This window comes from uncultured Psychroserpens sp. (genome assembly GCF_947494225.1).
Taxonomy (GTDB): domain Bacteria; phylum Bacteroidota; class Bacteroidia; order Flavobacteriales; family Flavobacteriaceae; genus Psychroserpens.
Map to the genome: position 1 here is coordinate 130547 of NZ_CANLUG010000006.1, position 20680 is coordinate 151226.

14 protein-coding genes are annotated in these 20680 nt (G+C 34.5%); 8 read left to right on the forward strand and 6 right to left on the reverse strand.

The genetic code is table 11. The features are described from left to right. Positions 1 to 49: 49 nt before the first annotated feature. From Q0893_RS14155 to Q0893_RS14175, 5 genes are read left to right on the forward strand one after another with little or no spacing between them, the layout of a single operon-like run. Positions 50 to 1225: a 2-isopropylmalate synthase gene (locus tag Q0893_RS14155; protein WP_298902925.1), complete on the forward strand. Its 1176-nt coding sequence runs from the start codon at positions 50 to 52 to the stop codon at positions 1223 to 1225. Beyond that, a complete protein-coding gene (gene leuC / locus Q0893_RS14160) occupies positions 1225 to 2610 on the forward strand; it encodes a 3-isopropylmalate dehydratase large subunit (RefSeq protein ID WP_299276801.1) in 1386 nt (461 codons plus the stop codon). Before Q0893_RS14155 ends, leuC begins: the two co-directional genes overlap by 1 nt. Then, entirely contained in the window at positions 2610 to 3200 is a 591-nt protein-coding gene (leuD, locus tag Q0893_RS14165; RefSeq protein ID WP_299276804.1) for a 3-isopropylmalate dehydratase small subunit, read from the forward strand. Before leuC ends, leuD begins: the two co-directional genes overlap by 1 nt. Positions 3201 to 3206: 6 nt before the next feature. After that, positions 3207 to 4325, forward strand: a complete 1119-nt coding sequence (leuB, locus tag Q0893_RS14170) for a 3-isopropylmalate dehydrogenase (RefSeq protein ID WP_298902919.1) — start codon at positions 3207 to 3209, stop codon at positions 4323 to 4325. Between the two features lie 5 nt (positions 4326 to 4330). Beyond that, positions 4331 to 6913 (forward strand): phosphoenolpyruvate carboxylase, encoded by a 2583-nt coding sequence (locus tag Q0893_RS14175; RefSeq protein ID WP_299276807.1) that lies wholly within the window; start codon positions 4331 to 4333, stop codon positions 6911 to 6913. Positions 6914 to 7023: 110 nt separating this feature from the next. Here the strand turns inward: Q0893_RS14175 and Q0893_RS14180 are convergent, their stop codons facing one another. The 3 genes from Q0893_RS14180 to Q0893_RS14190 are packed head-to-tail and all read right to left on the reverse strand — an operon-like array spanning position 7024 to position 9367. After that, entirely contained in the window at positions 7024 to 8265 is a 1242-nt protein-coding gene (locus tag Q0893_RS14180; RefSeq protein WP_298902917.1) for an ammonium transporter, read from the reverse strand. 4 nt (positions 8266 to 8269) lie between these two features. Then, positions 8270 to 8608, reverse strand: coding sequence for a P-II family nitrogen regulator (locus tag Q0893_RS14185; protein ID WP_298902916.1), 339 nt, complete (start codon positions 8606 to 8608; stop codon positions 8270 to 8272). 24 nt (positions 8609 to 8632) lie between these two features. Continuing rightward, a complete protein-coding gene (locus tag Q0893_RS14190; RefSeq protein ID WP_298902914.1) occupies positions 8633 to 9367 on the reverse strand; it encodes a DUF6733 family protein in 735 nt (244 codons plus the stop codon). Between the two features lie 442 nt (positions 9368 to 9809). Between Q0893_RS14190 and gltB the strand changes: the two genes are divergently transcribed. Beyond that, on the forward strand, positions 9810 to 14318 hold the full coding sequence (gltB, locus tag Q0893_RS14195; RefSeq protein WP_299276812.1) for a glutamate synthase large subunit: 4509 nt from the start codon (positions 9810 to 9812) through the stop codon (positions 14316 to 14318). A gap of 176 nt (positions 14319 to 14494) precedes the next feature. Further along, positions 14495 to 15958 carry a glutamate synthase subunit beta gene (locus Q0893_RS14200; RefSeq protein ID WP_299276815.1) on the forward strand — a complete coding sequence of 488 codons (1464 nt, stop codon included), beginning with the start codon at positions 14495 to 14497 and terminating at the stop codon, positions 15956 to 15958. A 216-nt stretch (positions 15959 to 16174) separates the two neighbouring features. Here Q0893_RS14200 and Q0893_RS14205 read toward each other — a convergent pair whose 3' ends face one another. Then, complete coding sequence (locus Q0893_RS14205; protein ID WP_299276818.1) at positions 16175 to 17431, reverse strand: hypothetical protein; 1257 nt, start codon at positions 17429 to 17431, stop codon at positions 16175 to 16177. Between the two features lie 265 nt (positions 17432 to 17696). Between Q0893_RS14205 and Q0893_RS14210 the strand changes: the two genes are divergently transcribed. Further along, a complete protein-coding gene (locus Q0893_RS14210; protein ID WP_299276821.1) occupies positions 17697 to 18455 on the forward strand; it encodes a response regulator transcription factor in 759 nt (252 codons plus the stop codon). Between the two features lie 132 nt (positions 18456 to 18587). Here Q0893_RS14210 and proC read toward each other — a convergent pair whose 3' ends face one another. Together proC and ilvA are read right to left on the reverse strand one after the other, a co-directional pair. After that, positions 18588 to 19385 carry a pyrroline-5-carboxylate reductase gene (proC, locus tag Q0893_RS14215; RefSeq protein WP_298902908.1) on the reverse strand — a complete coding sequence of 266 codons (798 nt, stop codon included), beginning with the start codon at positions 19383 to 19385 and terminating at the stop codon, positions 18588 to 18590. A 24-nt stretch (positions 19386 to 19409) separates the two neighbouring features. Then, entirely contained in the window at positions 19410 to 20678 is a 1269-nt protein-coding gene (ilvA, locus tag Q0893_RS14220) for a threonine ammonia-lyase IlvA (protein ID WP_299276828.1), read from the reverse strand. Between the last annotated feature and the right edge of the window lie 2 nt (positions 20679 to 20680).

The window sequence follows — 20680 nt, forward strand, 5'->3', positions numbered from 1 at the left end:
AAACCCAAAACTTAAATTCGTAAGACAATACTAAACTATATTTTGATAAATGTCAAATAACAATATTCAAATCTTCGATACAACACTTCGCGATGGAGAGCAAGTTCCGGGTTGCAAACTCAATACAGATCAGAAAAGTGTAATTGCCGAACAGTTAGATAGGCTTGGTGTAGATGTTATTGAGGCGGGTTTTCCTGTTTCTAGTCCAGGTGATTTTAAATCCGTTGAAGCGATTTCAAAAATTGTAAAAAATGCAACGGTTTGTGGCTTAACACGATCAGTGCAAAATGATATTAAAGTGGCTGCTGAAGCATTGAAATATGCAGTTAAACCAAGAATTCATACAGGAATCGGAACTTCAGAATCACATATCGTTCATAAGTTTAAAACGACTCAAGAAGATATTTTAAGGCGTGCTTTTGACGCTGTAAAATATGCCAAATCGTTTGTAGAAGATGTAGAATTTTATGCTGAAGATGCTGGTAGAACGGATAATGAGTATTTGGCAAAAGTATGCGAAGTAGCTATCAAGGCAGGTGCAACTGTTTTAAATATTCCAGATACAACCGGTTATTGTTTGCCAAGTGAATATGGGGCAAAGATTAAGTATTTAAAAGAAAATGTAAAGGGCATAGAAAAGGCAATCTTATCATGTCATTGTCATAATGATTTAGGATTAGCAACCGCAAATTCAATAGAAGGCGTTATAAATGGAGCGCGCCAAATTGAATGTACAATTAACGGTATTGGTGAGCGAGCAGGAAATACTGCTCTGGAAGAAGTAGTGATGGTGCTAAAACAACATCCTTACCTAAATTTAGATACAAACATTAATACGTCAATGCTTTATGGAATGAGTCAATTGGTGAGTGATAGTATGGGAATTTATACACAACCTAATAAAGCAATTGTTGGTGCAAATGCTTTTGCACATAGTTCAGGAATTCATCAAGATGGAGTGATTAAAAATCGTGAAACCTACGAAATTATTGACCCAAAAGATGTTGGTGTTACCAATTCGGCTATTATTTTAACTGCAAGAAGTGGTCGTGCAGCCTTAGCTTATAGAGCTAAAAATGTTGGCTATGAATTAACAAAGTTACAATTGGATGAAGTCTATGCTAACTTTTTAAAATTTGCAGATCGAAACAAAGAAATAAATGATAATGATATCCATCAAATCATAGAAACAAGTAAAGTATATCAAGAAATTCTTTCAGCATAATGAGTAAAAAAACATTATTCGATAAAGTCTGGGATGCTCATGTGGTTAGTAGTATAAAAAATGGCCCGCAGATATTATATATCGATAAACACTTAATCCATGAAGTTACAAGTCCGCAAGCTTTTAACGAATTAGAAGATCGTGGAATTCCTATTTTTAGACCAGACCAAATTGTGGCAACTGCAGATCATAATACGCCCACTATAAATCAAGATCAGCCAATTGAAGATGCGTTGTCTAGAAATCAATTAGCACAGCTGTCTGAAAATTGTAAAAAAAACAACATCACTTTATATGAACTAGGACATCAATATAATGGAATTGTTCATGTAATGGCTCCAGAGTTAGGAGTTACGCAACCAGGTTATACTATGGTCTGTGGTGACAGTCATACTTCAACTCATGGTGCTTTTGGATCTATTGCATTTGGTATAGGAACAAGTCAAGTGGCGCAAGTTTTTGCGAGCCAGTGTTTATTGCTTACTAAGCCTAAAAGTTTAAGGGTTACCGTTAATGGAAAATTAAAGAAAGGCGTGCTGCCAAAAGATGTCATTCTTTATATCATTTCAAAATTAGGAACCAATTCTGGTACAGGATATTTCTGTGAATACGCAGGAAATGTCTTTGAAGAGATGAGTATGGAAGGACGCATGACTGTTTGTAATATGAGTATTGAAATGGGAGCACGAGGTGGAATGATTGCACCAGATGAAACAACTTTTAATTATGTGAAAGGTCGGAAATTTGCACCTAAGGGTGAAGATTTTACTAAAAAAGTAGCCTATTGGAAGACCTTACCAACAGATGATGGAGCACAGTTTGACAAAGAATATCATTTTGAAGCTGAAGATATAGAACCCATGGTGACTTACGGAACTAATCCAGGAATGGGAATTAAAATTTCAGAAAAGATTCCTAAAGATGAAAATCCTTCATTTAAAAAATCATTGGCATATATGAATTTTGAGGCTGGTGAGAGTCTAATTAATAAACCAATCAATTATGTCTTTATAGGAAGTTGTACCAATTCTAGAATAGAAGATTTTAGAGTGGCGGCAGATTTTATAAAAGGAAAGAAAAAAGCTGATAATGTAACGGCTTGGTTAGTGCCTGGAAGTAAACAAGTTGAAGCTCAGATTATAGAAGAGGGTTTAAAAACTGTTTTTGATGAAGCAGGATTTGAATTACGCCAACCTGGATGCTCAGCGTGCTTAGCCATGAATGATGATAAAATTCCACAAGGTGAATATTGTGTGTCTACATCAAACCGAAATTTTGAAGGACGACAAGGCCAAGGATCTAGAACGATTTTAGCAAGTCCTCTCGTCGCAGCTGCTACAGCAGTTGAAGGGAAAATAATTGATATTACGAAACACTTAAATTAATGGAGAAGTTTACAACATTAAAGTCAACAGCTATTCCATTGAATATTGAGAATGTTGATACAGATCAAATTATACCAGCTCGCTTTTTAAAAGCAACGGATAAAAATGGGTTTGGAGATAATGTATTTAGGGATTGGAGGTATCATAAAGATGGTTCTGAAAACTCAGAATTTATATTAAATAATTCAAAATATTCTGGAAGTATATTAGTTGCAGGAGATAATTTTGGTTGCGGATCGAGTAGAGAACATGCTGCTTGGGCTATTGTAGGTTACGGTTTTAGAGTCGTAGTATCTAGTTTCTTTGCAGATATCTTTAAAGGTAATGCATTAAACAATGGCTTATTGCCAGTTCAAGTTTCCGAGTCGTTTCTAATCAATTTGCTAAATAGAATTGAGTCGAACCCAAATACAGAACTCGAAATTAATCTTCAGAACCAAACGATTTCAATAGTGGATTTAGACATTTCTGAGAATTTCGAAATAGACGCCTACAAGAAAACGTGTATGATAAATGGATATGATGATATCGATTACTTAATTAATAATAAAGAACAAATCGAAGCTTTTGAAGCTCATAAAATATACTAACATAATATGAAATTAAATATAGCCGTTTTGCCAGGTGATGGTATAGGACCAGAAGTTACAAACCAAGCAGTAAAAGCATTGAAAGCAATTGCGTTCGAATTTAATCATGATTTTAAGTTTGTAACCGGAGATGTTGGAGCTATGGCCATTGACAAATACAACGATCCTTTGCCAGAAAAAACTTTGGATTTATGTAAATCGTCTGATGCTATTTTGTTTGGAGCTATTGGGCATCCAAAATATGACAATGATCCAACTGCCAAAGTGCGTCCAGAACAAGGTTTACTCAAATTAAGAAAAGAACTAGGTCTCTATGCTAATATAAGGCCTGTAAAAGCGTATGAAACATTATTAGGTAAATCACCTTTAAAAAAGCATATTATTCAAGGTACTGATATTAGTATTTATAGAGAGTTAACAGGAGGGATTTATTTTGGCGAAAAGGACTTAAGCGAGGATGGTAATAGGGCTTCCGATTTGTGTTCATATTCTAGAGAAGAAATTGAGCGTATTGCACATTTAGCGTTTCAAGCTGCTCAAAACAGGAAAAATAAAGTAACTTTAGTGGATAAAGCTAATGTCTTAGAAAGCTCAAGACTTTGGAGAAAAGTTGTTGCCGAAATTGCTGTACAATATCAAGACGTTAAGCTAGATTATTTGTTTGTAGATAACGCTGCTATGCAAATGATATTAAACCCAAAACAGTTTGATGTTATTTTAACTGAAAACATGTTTGGTGATATTTTAAGTGATGAAGCAAGTGTTATTGGAGGCTCAATTGGATTGTTAGCTTCTGCTTCAATTGGAGATAAATATGCCATGTTTGAGCCTATTCATGGATCATTTCCACAGGCAGAAGGCAAAGGTATTGCTAATCCAATTGCGTCAATCTTATCAGCAGCAATGTTATTGGAGCATTTTGATTTATTTGCTGAATCTGAATTGATAAAACAAGCTGTAGAAAAATCTCTGAAACTAGATGTTTCTACACCAGACATTAATATGAAATACAATAATATAACTACGGGTAAAGTAGGAGAGTTTATAGAAGATTTCATCAATAATCCTAATGACAGTAATATGAACTTTACAAATATTCACTTAGGTCAGTCGACTATTATATAAATTAAATGCCTACACAGCCAAAACTTACGAGATTCAATCAAAATGTATTATCCAAATATCAGATATACAACAGTATATTTATGACCTTACCGTTTGATACGATTACAAAAACAGGAGTCTTATTGCCTTTGTTTCATGAGACCTGTAAAAAAGGATTTGCCAATCAAGAAGATCCAACAACAATTGTTGATACATTCTTTAAAAAATACCAAGCAAGAAGATCTCCTAAAAGTCAAATTAATTTATTATTTCGATTTATTCAGTATATAGAGCGCCAAGTCGTTTTGTTCGATGCTATTGAAGATGCAGCGTTTCCTGTTGTAAATAATATGGATGGTATTGGAACACTTCGAAGTTTGAAGGAATCGGTAACAAAAAATAATAAACTCGATACGCTCAGAAAATATTTAGAAGAGTTTAAGGTTCGTATTGTTTTAACTGCCCATCCAACACAGTTTTATCCTGGTTCGGTACTAGGGATCATTACAGATTTAACTGAAGCCATTCGAGAAAATGATTTGCTTAGAATTAATAACCTATTAGCTCAGCTAGGAAAGACGCCTTTTTTTAAGCATAAAAAGCCTACTCCTTATGATGAAGCCGTGAGTTTGATATGGTATTTAGAGAATGTGTTTTATAAGTCTTTTGGGACAATATATGATTATATTCAGCAGAATATATTTGAAGGCGAACAAATTGAAAACGATATTATAAATATCGGTTTTTGGCCTGGAGGTGACAGAGATGGAAATCCATTTGTGACTCCAGAAATAACCTTAAATGTTGCAAAAAGATTAAGAGATACAGTTATTAAAAACTATTACAGAGATGCACGTCGATTAAGACGAAAACTAACTTTTGCAGGTGTAGAAGAACGAATAGTAGTTTTAGAAACAGAATTGTATAAAATTATTACGAACAAAAATTCCAACCTAACAGCTCAGACGTTTGCAGAAGAGCTAAAAGAGATAAAAAATAGTATTGTAAGCGAGCATCAATCACTTTATGTGTCAGAGGTTAATAGTTTGCTTAATAAAATCCATTTGTTTGGGTTCCATTTCGCAAATTTAGATATAAGACAAGACAGTCGTAAGCATAATCAATTCTTTAATGATATGGTTAATGCCTTGATTGAAAGCGGAAGTGATATTTTTCCAAAGAATTATCACGATTTATCAGAAAAAGAACAGGTAACGTTTTTGTCTAAAGTTAAGGGAGAGGTTGATTTATCATTAATCAAAGATGAAGACACCTTGAAAGCCTTACGAACAATGAAAGCTATAAAGACGATTCAGGAGACTAATGGCGAGAAAGCTGCTAATCGTTATATTATTAGTAACAACCAGACCACGCTTAATGTTATGCAATTATTTGCAATGTTAAAATTGGTGGCATTTCAAGATGAATTGACAGTAGATATTGGACCGCTTTTTGAAACCATAACGGATTTACAGAATGCGCCAGAAGTCATGGAAGCCTTATATACAAATCCAGAATATGCAAAGCATTTAAAATCTAGAGGAAATAAGCAAAACATAATGCTAGGTTTTAGTGATGGTACTAAAGATGGTGGTTATTTAATGGCAAATTGGGCTATTTATAAAGCTAAAGAAAATTTAACAACAGTGTCTAGAAATTATGGTGTAACTGTTATTTTCTTTGATGGTCGTGGAGGACCACCAGCACGTGGTGGTGGAAAAACGCATAATTTTTATGCATCTCTTGGGCCAACTATTGAAGATAAAGAAGTACAGCTAACCATACAAGGACAAACAATTAGTTCTAATTTTGGAACTCTAGAATCGTCTCAGTATAATCTTGAACAATTAATTAGTTCAGGAATTCATAATAGTATCAGTGAGACAGATTTAAGTATGACTCATGAGAATAGAGAAGTAATGGCAGATTTGTCTAATCGAAGTTATAAAGCCTATTCAGATTTTAAAGCGCATCCAAAGTTTATTTCATATTTAGAACATATGAGTACGCTTAAGTATTATGCCAAGACAAATATTGGAAGTCGTCCATCAAAACGTGGTAAGTCTGAAGGTTTAGTCTTTGAAGATTTAAGAGCTATTCCTTTTGTGGGTTCTTGGAGCCAATTAAAACAAAATGTGCCAGGCTTTTTTGGAGTAGGTACAGCTTTAAAACATTATGAGGATTCTGGAGAGTTTGAAAAAGTGCAAACGCTATTTAAAACTTCAGATTTCTTTAAAACACTTATTGAGAACAGTATGATGTCATTGTCAAAGTCTTTCTTTGATTTAACACGATATATGGCTGATGATCCAGAGTATGGAGAATTTTGGAAAATCATTTATAATGAATATGAAACGTCAAAGCGTCTTATCCTTAAACTTACTGGATATAAAGAATTAATGCAAGAAGAACCAGCAGGTAGAGCATCTATTGCAGTTAGAGAGTCTATCGTTTTACCTTTATTAACGATTCAACAGTATGCGCTAAAGAAGATTCAAGAACTTGAAAAATCTGGTGTAAAACCTGATAATGAGGAAATGAAAGTGTATACTAGCATGGTAACTCGCTCATTATTTGGTAATATCAACGCAAGTCGAAATTCGGCTTAGTTACCCCATTTATGGGAGAATAAATTAACTGTATAACCATATAAAAACCCTCTAAGGAATTCTTTAGAGGGTTTTTTAGTTAATTACCAATAAATTTAAAATTTACTTTTTTAGTGTTCATTCATTCTAAAATCTGAATACGCACTCATACCATGTTCATGTTTGTCCAAACCTTGAAGCTCCTCTTGTTCAGAAACTCTAATACCTATAGTTTTCTTCATGATAAAGAGGATTAAAAAAGCCGATACAAAACTGAAAGCAGCATAAGATACGACTCCAATAAGTTGACTTAAAAACTGAGTTCCACCTGCTAGATTTCCAAAGACACCTACAGCTAGTGTTCCATAAATACCACATACTAAGTGTACTGCAATAGCACCAACTGGGTCATCTAGTTTTAAACGGTCAATTAAAGATACTGCAAATACAATTATTACTCCAGCAATGGCGCCTATGATAATAGCATCTGTAGGACTCATTTGGTCTGCTCCAGCTGTAATAGCAACAAGCCCACCTAAAATACCATTAAGAAACATGGTTAAGTCTAGATTTTTAAACTTAGCAACAGAAGCGATTGCAGCGCCAACACCTCCAGCGGCTGCTGCCAAGCATGTTGTAACTAAAGTTAGTGATGTTAATTCAGGGTTGGCAGATAGAACAGACCCTCCATTAAAACCAAACCAACCTAACCATAATATAATAACACCAGCTGTTGCTATTGGAATGTTGTGTCCTGGAATGGCTTGTAGTTTTCCATCTTTAAATTTACCAATTCTAGAACCTAGTAAACATACAGCGACTAAAGCGGCCCATCCACCAACCGAGTGTACTAATGTAGAACCAGCAAAATCGTAAAATGGAGTTTCTAGTGTTTGTAAAAATCCACCTCCCCATTTCCAAGATCCTGCAATCGGATAAATGAATCCAACATAGATTATGGTGAAAATCATAAACGGACCAATTTTCATGCGTTCTGCAACCGCACCAGAAACTATGGTTGCCGCTGTTGCTGCAAACATACCCTGAAATAAGAAATCTGTCCAATAGGTGTAGCCTTCATTGTAAGCTAAGTCTAAAGAGCCTGCTTCTGTTAAAGGAGAATCTAAACCAATACCAGCCGAACCTAGAATTCCCCAATCTCCAGATTCGAATCCAGGATACATAAGATTAAAACCTACTAAGCAATAAAGTAGTAAACCTACAGTGATGATAAACATATTTTTAAATAATATGTTTATCGTATTTTTTTGTCGTGTTAACCCGATTTCCAAAAATGCAAAACCTAAATGCATAAAGAAGACGAGCGCTGTACAGATCATCATCCATACATTGTTTATTGTAAATAAATCCATGTGTTTACTTTAAAGTTTGTCCTCCTTTTTCTCCAGTTCGTATTCTGTAAACCTCTTCGATATGAGAGACAAATATTTTGCCATCTCCAACATCTCCCGTATATGCCGAATCGAGAATAGTCTTTACAGTGATGTCTTCGAAATCATCATTTACAACTATAGAAAGATATCGCCTTTGTATATCGCTTGTGCTGTAAGAAACACCTCTGTAAACATGACCTTCTTTTTCGTTTCCAAGCCCTGTGACATCCCAATAAGAGAAAAAATTTACGCCTACATCGTGGAGCGCTCTTTTTACTTTAGAAAACTTTGATTTCCTAATAATTGCTTCAACTTTTTTCATGATATTTAAAATTAGATTAACAACTTAAAGAGAGGTGAAAAATGTAAGTTTATAGAAATCATTTTGGGCAAATCTGTCATCTTCGTCAGCTAAATTTGCTCCAAGCGAAACCCTTAAACCTGATGATCCTTTTTTTAATTCTAAATAAGGTCCAAGCCATTTGTAGCCATCTGTTCTATCGAGTTCTCCACCACCATTTATATCTCCTCCGCTCAAATAGAGTTCTTCGAAATGAGCTCCTAGTGATAAAAATGATGCGACTTTGAAGCCAAAATTAGCCCAGTAGTGTATGTAATTATTTGTTGCATCTCCTACTTCTGTTTTATCAGTCAAGGCAGCATAATAGCCAAAGTAAATTTGACCTTCTAGTTTATTGGAATCATAATTAACTGTAAGATTCGGCACTATACCATCTCCAACAATACCTTTTTGGCTTGCTCCACTCGAAAGTAAGTTGCCCATCGTAAAACCTATTTGAGGATTAATATCAAAGTAACCTAAGGTTTTATTGTAGCCTAAGCCAAATTCAGTCCATTGTCCCCAAGCACTCCCTGTGCCAGCTCCCCATTGAATACCATAGGCAGTTATTGCACTGTTTTCATTAATGGTGTAGCCAAATGTCATCATGGGATTAAATCCAAAAAAAGCATCGTGGTTGAGATTCAATCCAAAGTCTATTTTATCATCAGTTGCTGCATCATCTTGAGCAATTAGGCTATAGGTAATTAAGAACATTGAAATGGTAAATAATTTTTTCATAATGATTATATTTTGTTGATTAAATTCAGTTCAAAACTATATAAATGACATCTATGCCCATAAAAAAATGGGGTGTTTTGTTTAATTTTTATGTTTTTGATATTTTATACCCCCAAAAAATAGGGGTGCAATAATTTTATCGCCTACTTTTTGAAATTTAAGAAATCGTGATTTTTGAAAAATGCATATATTTTTAACTTTTCATAAATAATATTTATCAGAAGTAAGTTTTCGAAAACGTTTTCGTAACAAAACTCTTTTTTTATTGAATATTTTTTAATTGCAGATTTCATATTAAAGCTCAATAATATTGTCAAATTTTCAATTTGAAAGCTCTTAATTATCGATATGAAAAAAGTGTTTCGGCTTTTTTTTAAATCGAATTTTACAATATATATTACAGATATATTAAGGTGTAGAAACCATCAAAATGTCATCAATTATGCTAAAGAAACAAGGGCTTTATTTACCGGAATTTGAACACGAAAATTGTGGTGCAGGATTTATTTGTAATCTTAAAGGAGAAAAGACCAACCAAATTATCCATGATGCTTTAGAAATTCTTGTGAAATTGGAGCATCGAGGAGGTGTTAGTGCAGATGGTAAAACTGGTGATGGAGCTGGTTTATTAATTGATATTCCTCATATCTATTTTAAACGTGTTTGTGGTTTTAAAGTTCCTGTAAAAGGAAAGTATGCTGTTGGTATGGTATTCCTACCAAAAAACAGAAATCAATATAAATTCTGTAAAGACACTTTCGAAGCAGAAATTATTGCTCAAGGGCTTTTTGTAATAGGATGGAGAGAGGTACCTGTAGATTCAACGCAATTAGGTGAAATTGCTTTGGCATCAGAACCTAATATAGAACAAATTTTTGTTGGAAAATCTAATGAAGTCTCAGAATCAGATTTTAATGCAAAATTGTATGCAGCACGAAAAATAACTGAACATACGATTCGACATTCTAAAATGTCGCAAAGTTCATATTTCTATGTTTCTAGCTTGTCAACGACAACCTTAATATATAAGGGTATCATTATGCCAGAGGATATTGGAGCCTATTATAAAGACTTACAAGAAGACGATTTGGTTACGCGTTTGGCTTTAGTACATCAGCGTTTTTCAACGAATACAATGCCTACTTGGGAGTTAGCGCAACCGTTCCGATTTATGTGTCAGAATGGAGAAATCAATACACTCCGCGGAAATGTAAGTCGCATGCGTGTTCGTGAAGAAATTATGAAAAGTGACGTTTTTGGTCCTCAGATAGATAAATTATTTCCAATCATTTTACCTGGGAAATCAGATTCAGCTTCCATGGATATGGTCGTAGAATTATTAACACATACAGGGCGCTCATTGCCAGAAGTAATGATGATGATGATACCCGAAGCTTGGGAAAAACATGCCACGATGTCGCCAGAGCGTAAGGCATTTTACGATTATAATGCATGTATTATGGAGCCTTGGGATGGGCCAGCTTCTATTCCTTTTACGGATGGAAACTATATTGGAGCATTACTTGATAGAAATGGCCTAAGGCCGTCACGATATACAGTTACTAAAAGTGGAAAACTAATCATGTCTTCAGAAATTGGTGTTGTAGATATTGCGCCTGAAAATGTAGAACGTCATGGACGTTTAGAACCAGGAAAGATGTTTTTAGTAGACATGAACCAAGGCAGAATCATTAATGATGAAGAAATAAAAAGCAAAATTGTTAAAGAAAGACCATATCAAGAATGGCTAGATAAAACAAGGTTACATCTAAAAGATATTCCTTATACAGGAACAAGCTGTCCTGTAGAAACCTTAGATATTAAAACAAGACAACGATTATTTAACTATACATTTGAAGATATACAGGAAGTTATTACACCAATGGCTCAAAAGGCCAAAGAAGCGTTGGGTTCTATGGGAATTGATACACCTTTGGCTGTCTTATCTAACAAACCACAACTCATTTCTAATTATTTCAAACAATTATTTGCTCAAGTAACTAATCCGCCTTTAGATGGTATTCGTGAAGAAATTGTAACAGATATTAGCCTGTCTTTAGGAAAGGATAGAAATATTTTTAGTATTACAGAACGACAATGTAGAAAACTGAAAATTCAAAACCCTGTAATTTCAAATGATGATTTAGAGAAAATTAGGAACATTACAGTTGAAAGTTTCAAAGCAGAAACTGTAGAAATATTATATACAAAAGAAAAAGGTCTTAACGGACTTGAAGATGCGTTAGATAATATTATCATTCAAATTGAAAAAGCGCTAGATCGAAAAACAAACATCATTATTTTATCTGACAGAGGAGTCAGTAAAAAGAAGGCGCCAATACCAGCACTTTTAGCCTGTTCTTATGTAAATCATCAGTTGAATCGCTTACGAAAGCGTTCGTATTTCGATATTATTATTGAATCTGCAGAACCGCGTGAACCACATCATTTTGCAACCTTATTTGGTTATGGAGCTAGTGCCGTAAATCCGTATATGGTAAATGAAATTATTAGGATACAAGTGAAAGAAGGGTTCATTGCTGCTATGGATGAACAAAAAGCCGTTGATAATTTTAACAAAGCAATAGGAAAAGGGATTCTGAAAGTGATGAACAAAATAGGAATCTCAACTTTACGTTCCTATAGAGGTTCTCAAATTTTTGAAATCGTTGGTTTTAATTCACAGTTTGTAGAGAAATATTTTCCATATACAGCATCTAGAATTGAAGGTATTGGTCTATATGAAATCGAAAAGGAAATCGATAAACGTTACCAACATGCCTATCCGAACAAGCACATTGATAAAAGTTTAGGTTTAAATATTGGAGGAGACTACAGATGGAGACGAAATGGAGAACGTCATTTATTTAATCCTACTACAGTGGCAAAATTGCAACAAGCTGTTAGATTGAGTGATCAAACGAGTTATGATATTTATGCAAAAAATATCAACGAACAATCTAAAAACTTAATGACCATCCGTGGCTTATTTGAATTTAATAATATCGACCCCATCCCAATTGAGGAGGTAGAGTCTTGGACAGAAATAGTAAAACGTTTCAAAACAGGAGCCATGTCTTATGGTTCAATTTCTAGAGAAGCACACGAAAATTTGGCAATTGCGATGAATAGAATTGGAGGGAAATCCAATTCTGGTGAAGGCGGAGAAGATCGTAGTCGCTTTCAGCCAGATATTAATGGTGACAGTAGAAACTCTGCTATAAAGCAAGTTGCATCTGGTCGCTTTGGTGTAACCTCTCATTATTTAACTAATGCCAAAGAAATTCAAATTAAAATGGCTCAAGGAGCAAAGCCTGGTGAAGGTGGTCAGCTGCCAGGAGAAAAGGTGCTTCCCTGGATAGCAGCAGCTCGAAATTCGACACCCTTTGTGGGTTTGATTTCGCCGCCACCACATCACGATATTTATTCAATAGAAGATTTAGCACAATTAATATACGATTTAAAAAATGCCAATCGGGATGCTAGAATAAATGTGAAATTGGTTTCTGAAGTTGGAGTTGGTACTATAGCAGCAGGAGTAGCGAAGGCAAAAGCAGATGTTGTTTTAATTGCTGGTTATGATGGAGGAACAGGAGCTTCACCTTTAACATCATTAAAACATGCTGGTTTGCCATGGGAATTAGGTATAGCTGAAGCCCAACAAACTTTAGTGCTTAATGGTTTAAGAAGTAGAATTGTCGTTGAATGCGATGGGCAACTAAAAACAGGTAGAGATGTCGCTATTGCCGCATTATTGGGTGCTGAAGAATTCGGATTTGCAACTGCACCTTTAGTGGCCTCAGGGTGCATAATGATGCGTAAATGTCATTTAAACACGTGTCCTGTTGGTATTGCAACACAAGATAAAGAGTTACGCAAAAACTTTAAGGGCACACCTGAACATGTGATTAATTTCTTCTACTATATCGCAGAAGAATTAAGAGGGATTATGGCAGAATTAGGGTTTAGAACCATGTCAGAAATGGTTGGCCAAACCCACAAGATTAATGCTAATAAAGCGATTAAGCATTACAAAGCAAAAGGTTTAGATTTATCATCAATATTACACAGACCAGCAGCATATAATCAGATGACTGTTAAGAATACTGAAAAGCAGGATCATAACCTTGATAATGTCTTAGATTTCAAAATTCTTAAAGATTCACATCGCGCTTTGTATCGAAAAGAGCAAATGAATTTGTCTTATGCAATAAAGAACACCAATCGTACAGTTGGTGCCATTGTGAGCAACGAAATTTCTAAAATATATGGTCATTTAGGCCTGCCCGAAGACACGTTAAACATCAATTTTAAAGGTTCTGCTGGGCAAAGTTTTGGTGCTTTTGGTGCGCATGGATTAAGTTTTATTCTTGAAGGAAATTCTAATGATTATCTAGGGAAAGGTTTATCTGGAGCAAAACTCATCATAAAGAAACCAGCAAAGGCAGATTTTGTAGCAGAAGACAATATCATCATTGGTAATGTGTGTTTGTTTGGTGCAGTTAATGGTCAGGCTTATATTAATGGAATTGCTGGAGAACGTTTTGCAGTTAGGAATTCTGGTGCAACTGCAGTTGTTGAAGGTGTTGGCGATCATTGCTGTGAATATATGACAGGCGGAAAAGTAGTGGTTCTTGGTAAAACTGGTCGAAACTTTGCAGCTGGTATGAGTGGAGGAGTGGCTTATGTTTACGATCCAGAAAACAAATTTGTAAACGGTTTGTGTAATACGGAAACTATCGAGTTTGAAGCTATCGAAAAAGAAGATACTAATGATTTAAAAACCTTAATTGAGAAGCATGTAAAATTCACAGGCAGTCAAAGAGGAAGACAATTATTAGCAGATTGGGAAACGAGTTTAGGTCATTTTGTAAGAGTTATGCCAACAGAATACAAGCGCGCATTAAAACGCTTGGAAACCGAAGAACAAATGGTTGAAGCATTAGTATAGTCAGCTAATAATTTGAAGATACTAGACAATACCAATTATACATTTTGATTGGATATATTATAAAAAACGTCAGTTCAAGTTTTTCCTGAATTGAATTCAGGACAACCACTCGGATTGACGAATTTTTCAAAATGCATGACAGGCAATATAAATTAAAATTAGAAAGTTGGAACAAGATGGGAAAAGTAACAGGTTTTAAAGAATTCGAAAGAAGAGACGAAAAGTACAAGCAAGTAGAGGATCGTATAAAACATTATAAAGAGTTTACAATACCTATAAGTGATAAGGATCTTACAAAACAAGGTTCACGTTGTATGGACTGCGGAATTCCGTTTTGCCATAGTGCTTGCCCGCTTGGGAATTTAATTCCAGATTTTAATCATATGGTGCATCAAGGTGAATGGAAAAAAGCTTCTTGGATTTTGCATTCAACAAACAATTTCCCTGAATTTACAGGACGCTTATGTCCTGCGCCATGTGAGCAATCTTGCGTTTTAGGTATTATTGAAGATCCAGTGTCCATAGAGAATATTGAAAAAAACATAGTAGAACGTGCTTTTAAAGAAGGTTGGATTAAACCACAACCTCCAAAAATAAGAACAGATAAGACGATTGCTATTGTTGGTTCTGGCCCTGCAGGTTTGGCAGCAGCACAGCAATTAAACAGGGCAGGTCATGCGGTTACAGTTTTTGAACGTGATGATGCTATTGGAGGTTTACTACGTTATGGTATTCCTAATTTTAAAATGGAAAAAGGCATTATAGATCGTCGTTTAGCCATACTTGAAAAAGAAGGTATTGTATTTAAAACTAATGTCAATGTTGGTGTTAACTATGATGTCAAGCAATTAAAAGGATTTGATGCTATCGTACTTTGTGGTGGAGCGACCCAAAGACGAAGTTTGCCAACTCCTGGCATTGATGCCGATGGCGTCGTTCAAGCCATGGATTTTCTAACCCAACAAACCAAAGTGGTGTTTGGTCAGGATATAAAAGATCAAATACTAGCAACGGATAAAAACGTAATTGTTATTGGAGGAGGAGATACAGGAAGTGATTGCATTGGGACATCTAATCGTCAAGGCGCAAAATCGGTTATTAACTTTGAAATTATGCCAAAACCACCAGGTCATCGTTCACCTACCACACCTTGGCCATATTGGCCATTGCAGTTAAAAACTTCTACTTCTCATGAAGAAGGCGTTGAGCGCAATTGGTTAATTAATACAAAGGAATTTATTACGGATGAAAATGGAAAATTAACCGCTCTAAAAACGGTAAATGTAGAATGGGAAACGATACCTGGTGAGCGTCCAAAACTTATTGAAATTGCAGGTACAGAAAAAACCTGGCCTTGTGATTTAGCCTTATTGGCACTAGGGTTTACTGGTCCTGAATCTACACTAGCGGATAAATTAGGCATTGATAAAGACGCACGTTCAAATTACAAAGCGTCTTATGGTAAATACCAAACGAATATCCCAAATATCTTTACAGCTGGTGATATGCGACGTGGGCAATCCTTAATTGTTTGGGCAATTTCTGAAGGTAGAGAAGCGGCTAGGCAAGTGGATAGTTATTTAATGGGTAAATCTGATTTAGCCACTAAAAATACTGATGGAGATTTGGTAAGTATATAACTATTTTGAATTAAAGGTTTCTATCGCTATAATAATTCTGAGGGCAAGTTTATTATTGGGTAGAATTTTAAAGCATCTGTTTCCAGATGCTTTTTTTGTTAAATAAATTATTAAAGATAGGTTTAAAGTAATGGTCGTTGTCTATAGTAGAATTAAAACAATATTAATTATGAGTTCTATAAGTGTTGTCATGATCTTGTGTTTTTGTTATGTTGATTATAAATGGTCCAATTCGTAAATAGGAGTGGAAGCTTTTGAGTTTGATATTAAAATAGCATAATCTAAAAAATCAATTGTGGGCATCCCTTTTACGGCTTCACTGTTGGACTTTTCATCGGTCATTATAATATCTATTAAATCAGGTTCATTATTAGAATATGGAGTGTTACTGCTATTTAAGCGAAATAAAGTTTTATCAGACAGTTTGGTGTTTTTTAAATTTTGGATGCCTCTAAAATATTCTTTTTCATAATCACCAATACCAAATCCTCCTTCTATCGTATATCCTGTGTAATTTCCATTATCATCATAAAGTTCGTTCCAAACGACCTCACTTTCTGTAAAATATCCTATTACTGAAATAACCTTGTCTTTTGGATATATCTCATTTTCTATTAGCTTGGTAAAAAATGGAGGGTTAGCGTTTTTACCTTCTCTCGATTTTTCGAGGTGCCAAAAACCTATTCTCATAAATGGCTTTTGGTTTTCAAAATTGTAGTGCTCTTTTAAAAAAAGATAGTTATCATAAATAGATGGTTCGCGTTGTTTTTTAGCCATTGAATTTTTAATACCATCTATGATATGCCTAAATACTTTTAGGTCTTTTATCTTAGTATTATAAGCACTTGTATTAACTTCATAGTCTTTAATTAACCTATCTAATACACCATGAGCATAACTGAGTTCGCCTCTGGCATAACTTGTAGTGTCTATTTTCACCATTTCACGAAGCTCACTTAATACTTCTGTTTTGAAAGATTCGTCTATGAGTTTTAGAATATGCTTAGAGCTATATTTATAATTGCTCACAACATCAGCGCCTAGAATTTTAATCCTATTAGGCTTTGGGAGCTTATCATTTAGACATTTAAGAGTCTTCCATTTTTCATATACTTCAATGGTACGCTCTTGCCTTACATGCATTCCGTTTTGAATAACGAGGTCTTTTAATAATAGTGTATCACCGGTTTTCATAAACTCATTATAATAATGAGCCACACTAAAATCTGTTTCGGGTAAATAATATTTTATAGTACCATCTTTGGTTAATGACTGCAATAACTTTAACTCCACGTCTTCCGTTTTAGCACTGCCGTGATAAGCGCCAAAACCAATAATATTAAAATCCTTTTGTGGAAAATTGAATGTTTCAGAATTAAGATCAAAGCGATTTTGTTTTAGGTAGACTTCTTTTGATTGTGAAATTCCGCTTAAATAAGAGCACAAGACAACTATAAATAGTAACTGTTTCATAGGTTTAAATTTTATCGTTTTTTCTATTAGATGTAATTCACCATGAAAGATCTTGTTTGGTGTCAAGATTTATTATGGCTCATTTTATTCGACTTTTTAACTGTTCGTTTTTTGATTGATGATGACTCAAAACTAATGGCTATTCTTTTTTTATGGACTACACCTAAGGGTAGTTTTAAATAATGAGCTGATATTCTTAATCAATTATTTTTTAAAATTGACTACCCAGAAGGGTAGTTTTTATTTAATCTATATATTTGCTCATATGAATAGTGAAAAAGACTTTTTTTCGTTTAAAAATACCGTTCAAAATTTAACAGAGAGTGATAATAAGCAACTGTCAGATTACCTCGGTGTTATTGATGCTTTTGCGCGTACAACTTATAAAAGTATCTATGTTATAGATTATGAAAAGCAGTCTTTTGAGTATGTCTCAGATAACCCTCTGTTTTTATGCGGAAAGACGCCAGAAGAAGTTAAAGCTTTAGGATATCAATTTTATTTTGAAAATGTGGTTGAAGAAGATTTACGATTACTTTTAAAGATTAATCAAGTAGGATTTGATCTTTATGATCAGGTACCTTTAGAAGAACGTAAACTTTATACGATTGCTTATGATTTTAGATTAAAAAATAAGGAAAACACCTCTATTCTTATTAATCAAAAACTAACACCTATTTTTATTACAGAAGAAGGAAAAGTTTGGAAAGCCCTTTGTATTGTTTCGTTGGCAGAGAATAACACATCTGGTAATATCAAGGTTTATAAATCTAATAGCAATCAAATAAAATCGTATTGTCTGATAGATAATTGCTGGAAAGATGAGCAAAAGCCAACACTCTCTCAGCGTGAAAAAGAAATTTTACAACTTTCGGCACAAGGATTTAAGGTGCAGGAAATCTCTGAAAAATTATTTATTTCACCAGATACGGTGAAATTTCATCGTCGAAAATTATTTGACAAAATACAAGTGTCTAGTATATCAGAAGCTATTTTTTATGCCACAACTAATAAGCTAATATAACCTGTTAAGTATTTTTGGTAAAACGCGTCAGTTTTAGCGATTTTATTTAATTCAGGTTCATAAGCGTCATTTGGTTCCGTCACTTAGTTTTCGATGCGCTTCTTTAAAAGATGGAGACTATTTCCTTAGCGTTTAAAACCGCTCTTTTATACCATTTATTTTTTCGAAAGAGGCTACCATGCCATGAATTATAGATGAGCTCAAACCTTGATGTTCCATTTCGTTTAATCCTTCAATTGTGCAGCCATTAGGTGTTGTTACCTTATCTATTTCTTGCTCTGGATGATTTTGTGTGTTAATTAATAATTGTGCTGCCCCTTCACAAGTATGCATTGCTAATTTTTGAGCTTCCGAAGCATCAAATCCCATTTGTATTGCGGCTTGAGTAGAAGCTCTAATAAAGCGCATCCAAAATGCAATGCCGCTAGCACAAACGACTGTAGCCGCTTGCATTTGTCTTTCAGGAATGACTAAGGTTGTACCAAGTGTATTAAATATTTTATGAGCTATATTGAGTTTTAATTGCGCTTTTTTATTACTACAAATACATGTCATCGACTTACCAACAGCAATTGCCGTATTTGGCATCGCCCGAATAATGGTAAACCCTTCTCCAATAATAGCCTCTATTTTATCAATTGAAAACCCAGTAATTGTAGAGATTATTGTATGACGAGATTTTAAAGCCGATGCGTTTTTACGTAACACAGCTGGCAGATGATTAGGCTGTACTGCAAAAATGATAACATCAGAATTTTCTATGGCTAATGTATTATCACTAGTAATACTAACTTTTTTATTAGCTTTTAAACCTTCTATGTCATTAATATGTCGCTTGGTAAGGTATAATGATGTTAATACATTGCCAGATAGTAATCCTTTGGCAATTGATAAGCCTAAGTTTCCTGCTCCAATTATTGCTATTTTCATAAGTAAATGAATTTGGTTGTAAAACTAAACCAAAAACTGAAATAAATCAGGTTTATCGTTGAGGTAATCTCCAAAGAAATTATGAAGTTTCATTTTGGTAATTAGAGGTTCTAAATCCTTAGGCGATTTTAATTGCAAACCTACTACAGCAACATCCTTTTCTCTGTTTACCTTTTTTGTATATTCAAAATGAGTGATGTCATCATCTGGTCCCAAAATAGTCGTCACAAATTCTCTTAATGCACCTGCACGTTGTGGAAATTTCACAATAAAATAATGCTTTAAATTAGCATAGAGTAGGGCGCGTTCCTTTATTTCGGCAGTACGCGTAATGTCGTTATTACTTCCGCTAATGACGCATACAACATTTTTACCTCTAATAGCTTTAGAAAATTGTTCTAAAGCAGAAAGACTCAAAGCGCCAGCTGGCTCTACAACAATAGCATCTTTATTATATAGATCTAAAATCGTCTGGCAAATTTTGCCTTCATCAACTGTAACGACATGGTCTAGTGTTTCTTTACAAATTGCAAAATTTAAGTCACCAACACGTTTTACAGCGGCACCATCTACAAAACTTTCAATAGATTTTAATGTTGTGTTTCTGTTGTTATTAATTGAAGTTAACATTGAAGGAGCACCTTTAGGTTCAACACCAATAATTTTGGTTTGAGGCGATAAAGTCTTAAATACACTAGATAGACCAGCCGATAAACCACCTCCACCAATAGGAACAAATACATAATGTATGGGATGCGTTTTAGCTTGATCTATGATTTCTAAACCAACTGTAGCCTGTCCCTCTATTACCTTTTCGTCATCAAAAGGGTGAATAAACGTTTTGTTAAGTCGCTCACATGCTGTCATTGCGGCATGATAGGCATCATCGAATGTGTCGCCTACTAAAACCACGTCTATATAGTCTTCACCAAACATTTTTACCTGTTCAATCTTTTGATTTGGTGTTGGTGAAGGCATAAAGATTGTTCCCTTTATTTTTAAGAGTTTACAAGAAATAGCAACCCCTTGCGCATGATTACCAGCACTTGCGCAAACAATCTCATTTTCAATTTGAGAGGCGTTTAATGAGGACATTTTATGATAGGCTCCTCTTATTTTATAAGAACGTACTTGTTGCAAATCTTCTCTTTTGAAGAAGATATTGGCATCAAACTGTTTTGAATACTGCACATTCTTAATCAAAGGTGTTACGGAAGCAATCCCTTTTAATTTTTCCGCAGCAGACTCAACAGCTTTTAGCGATGGTTTGTATGAGGTGGTTACGTTGTTCATAT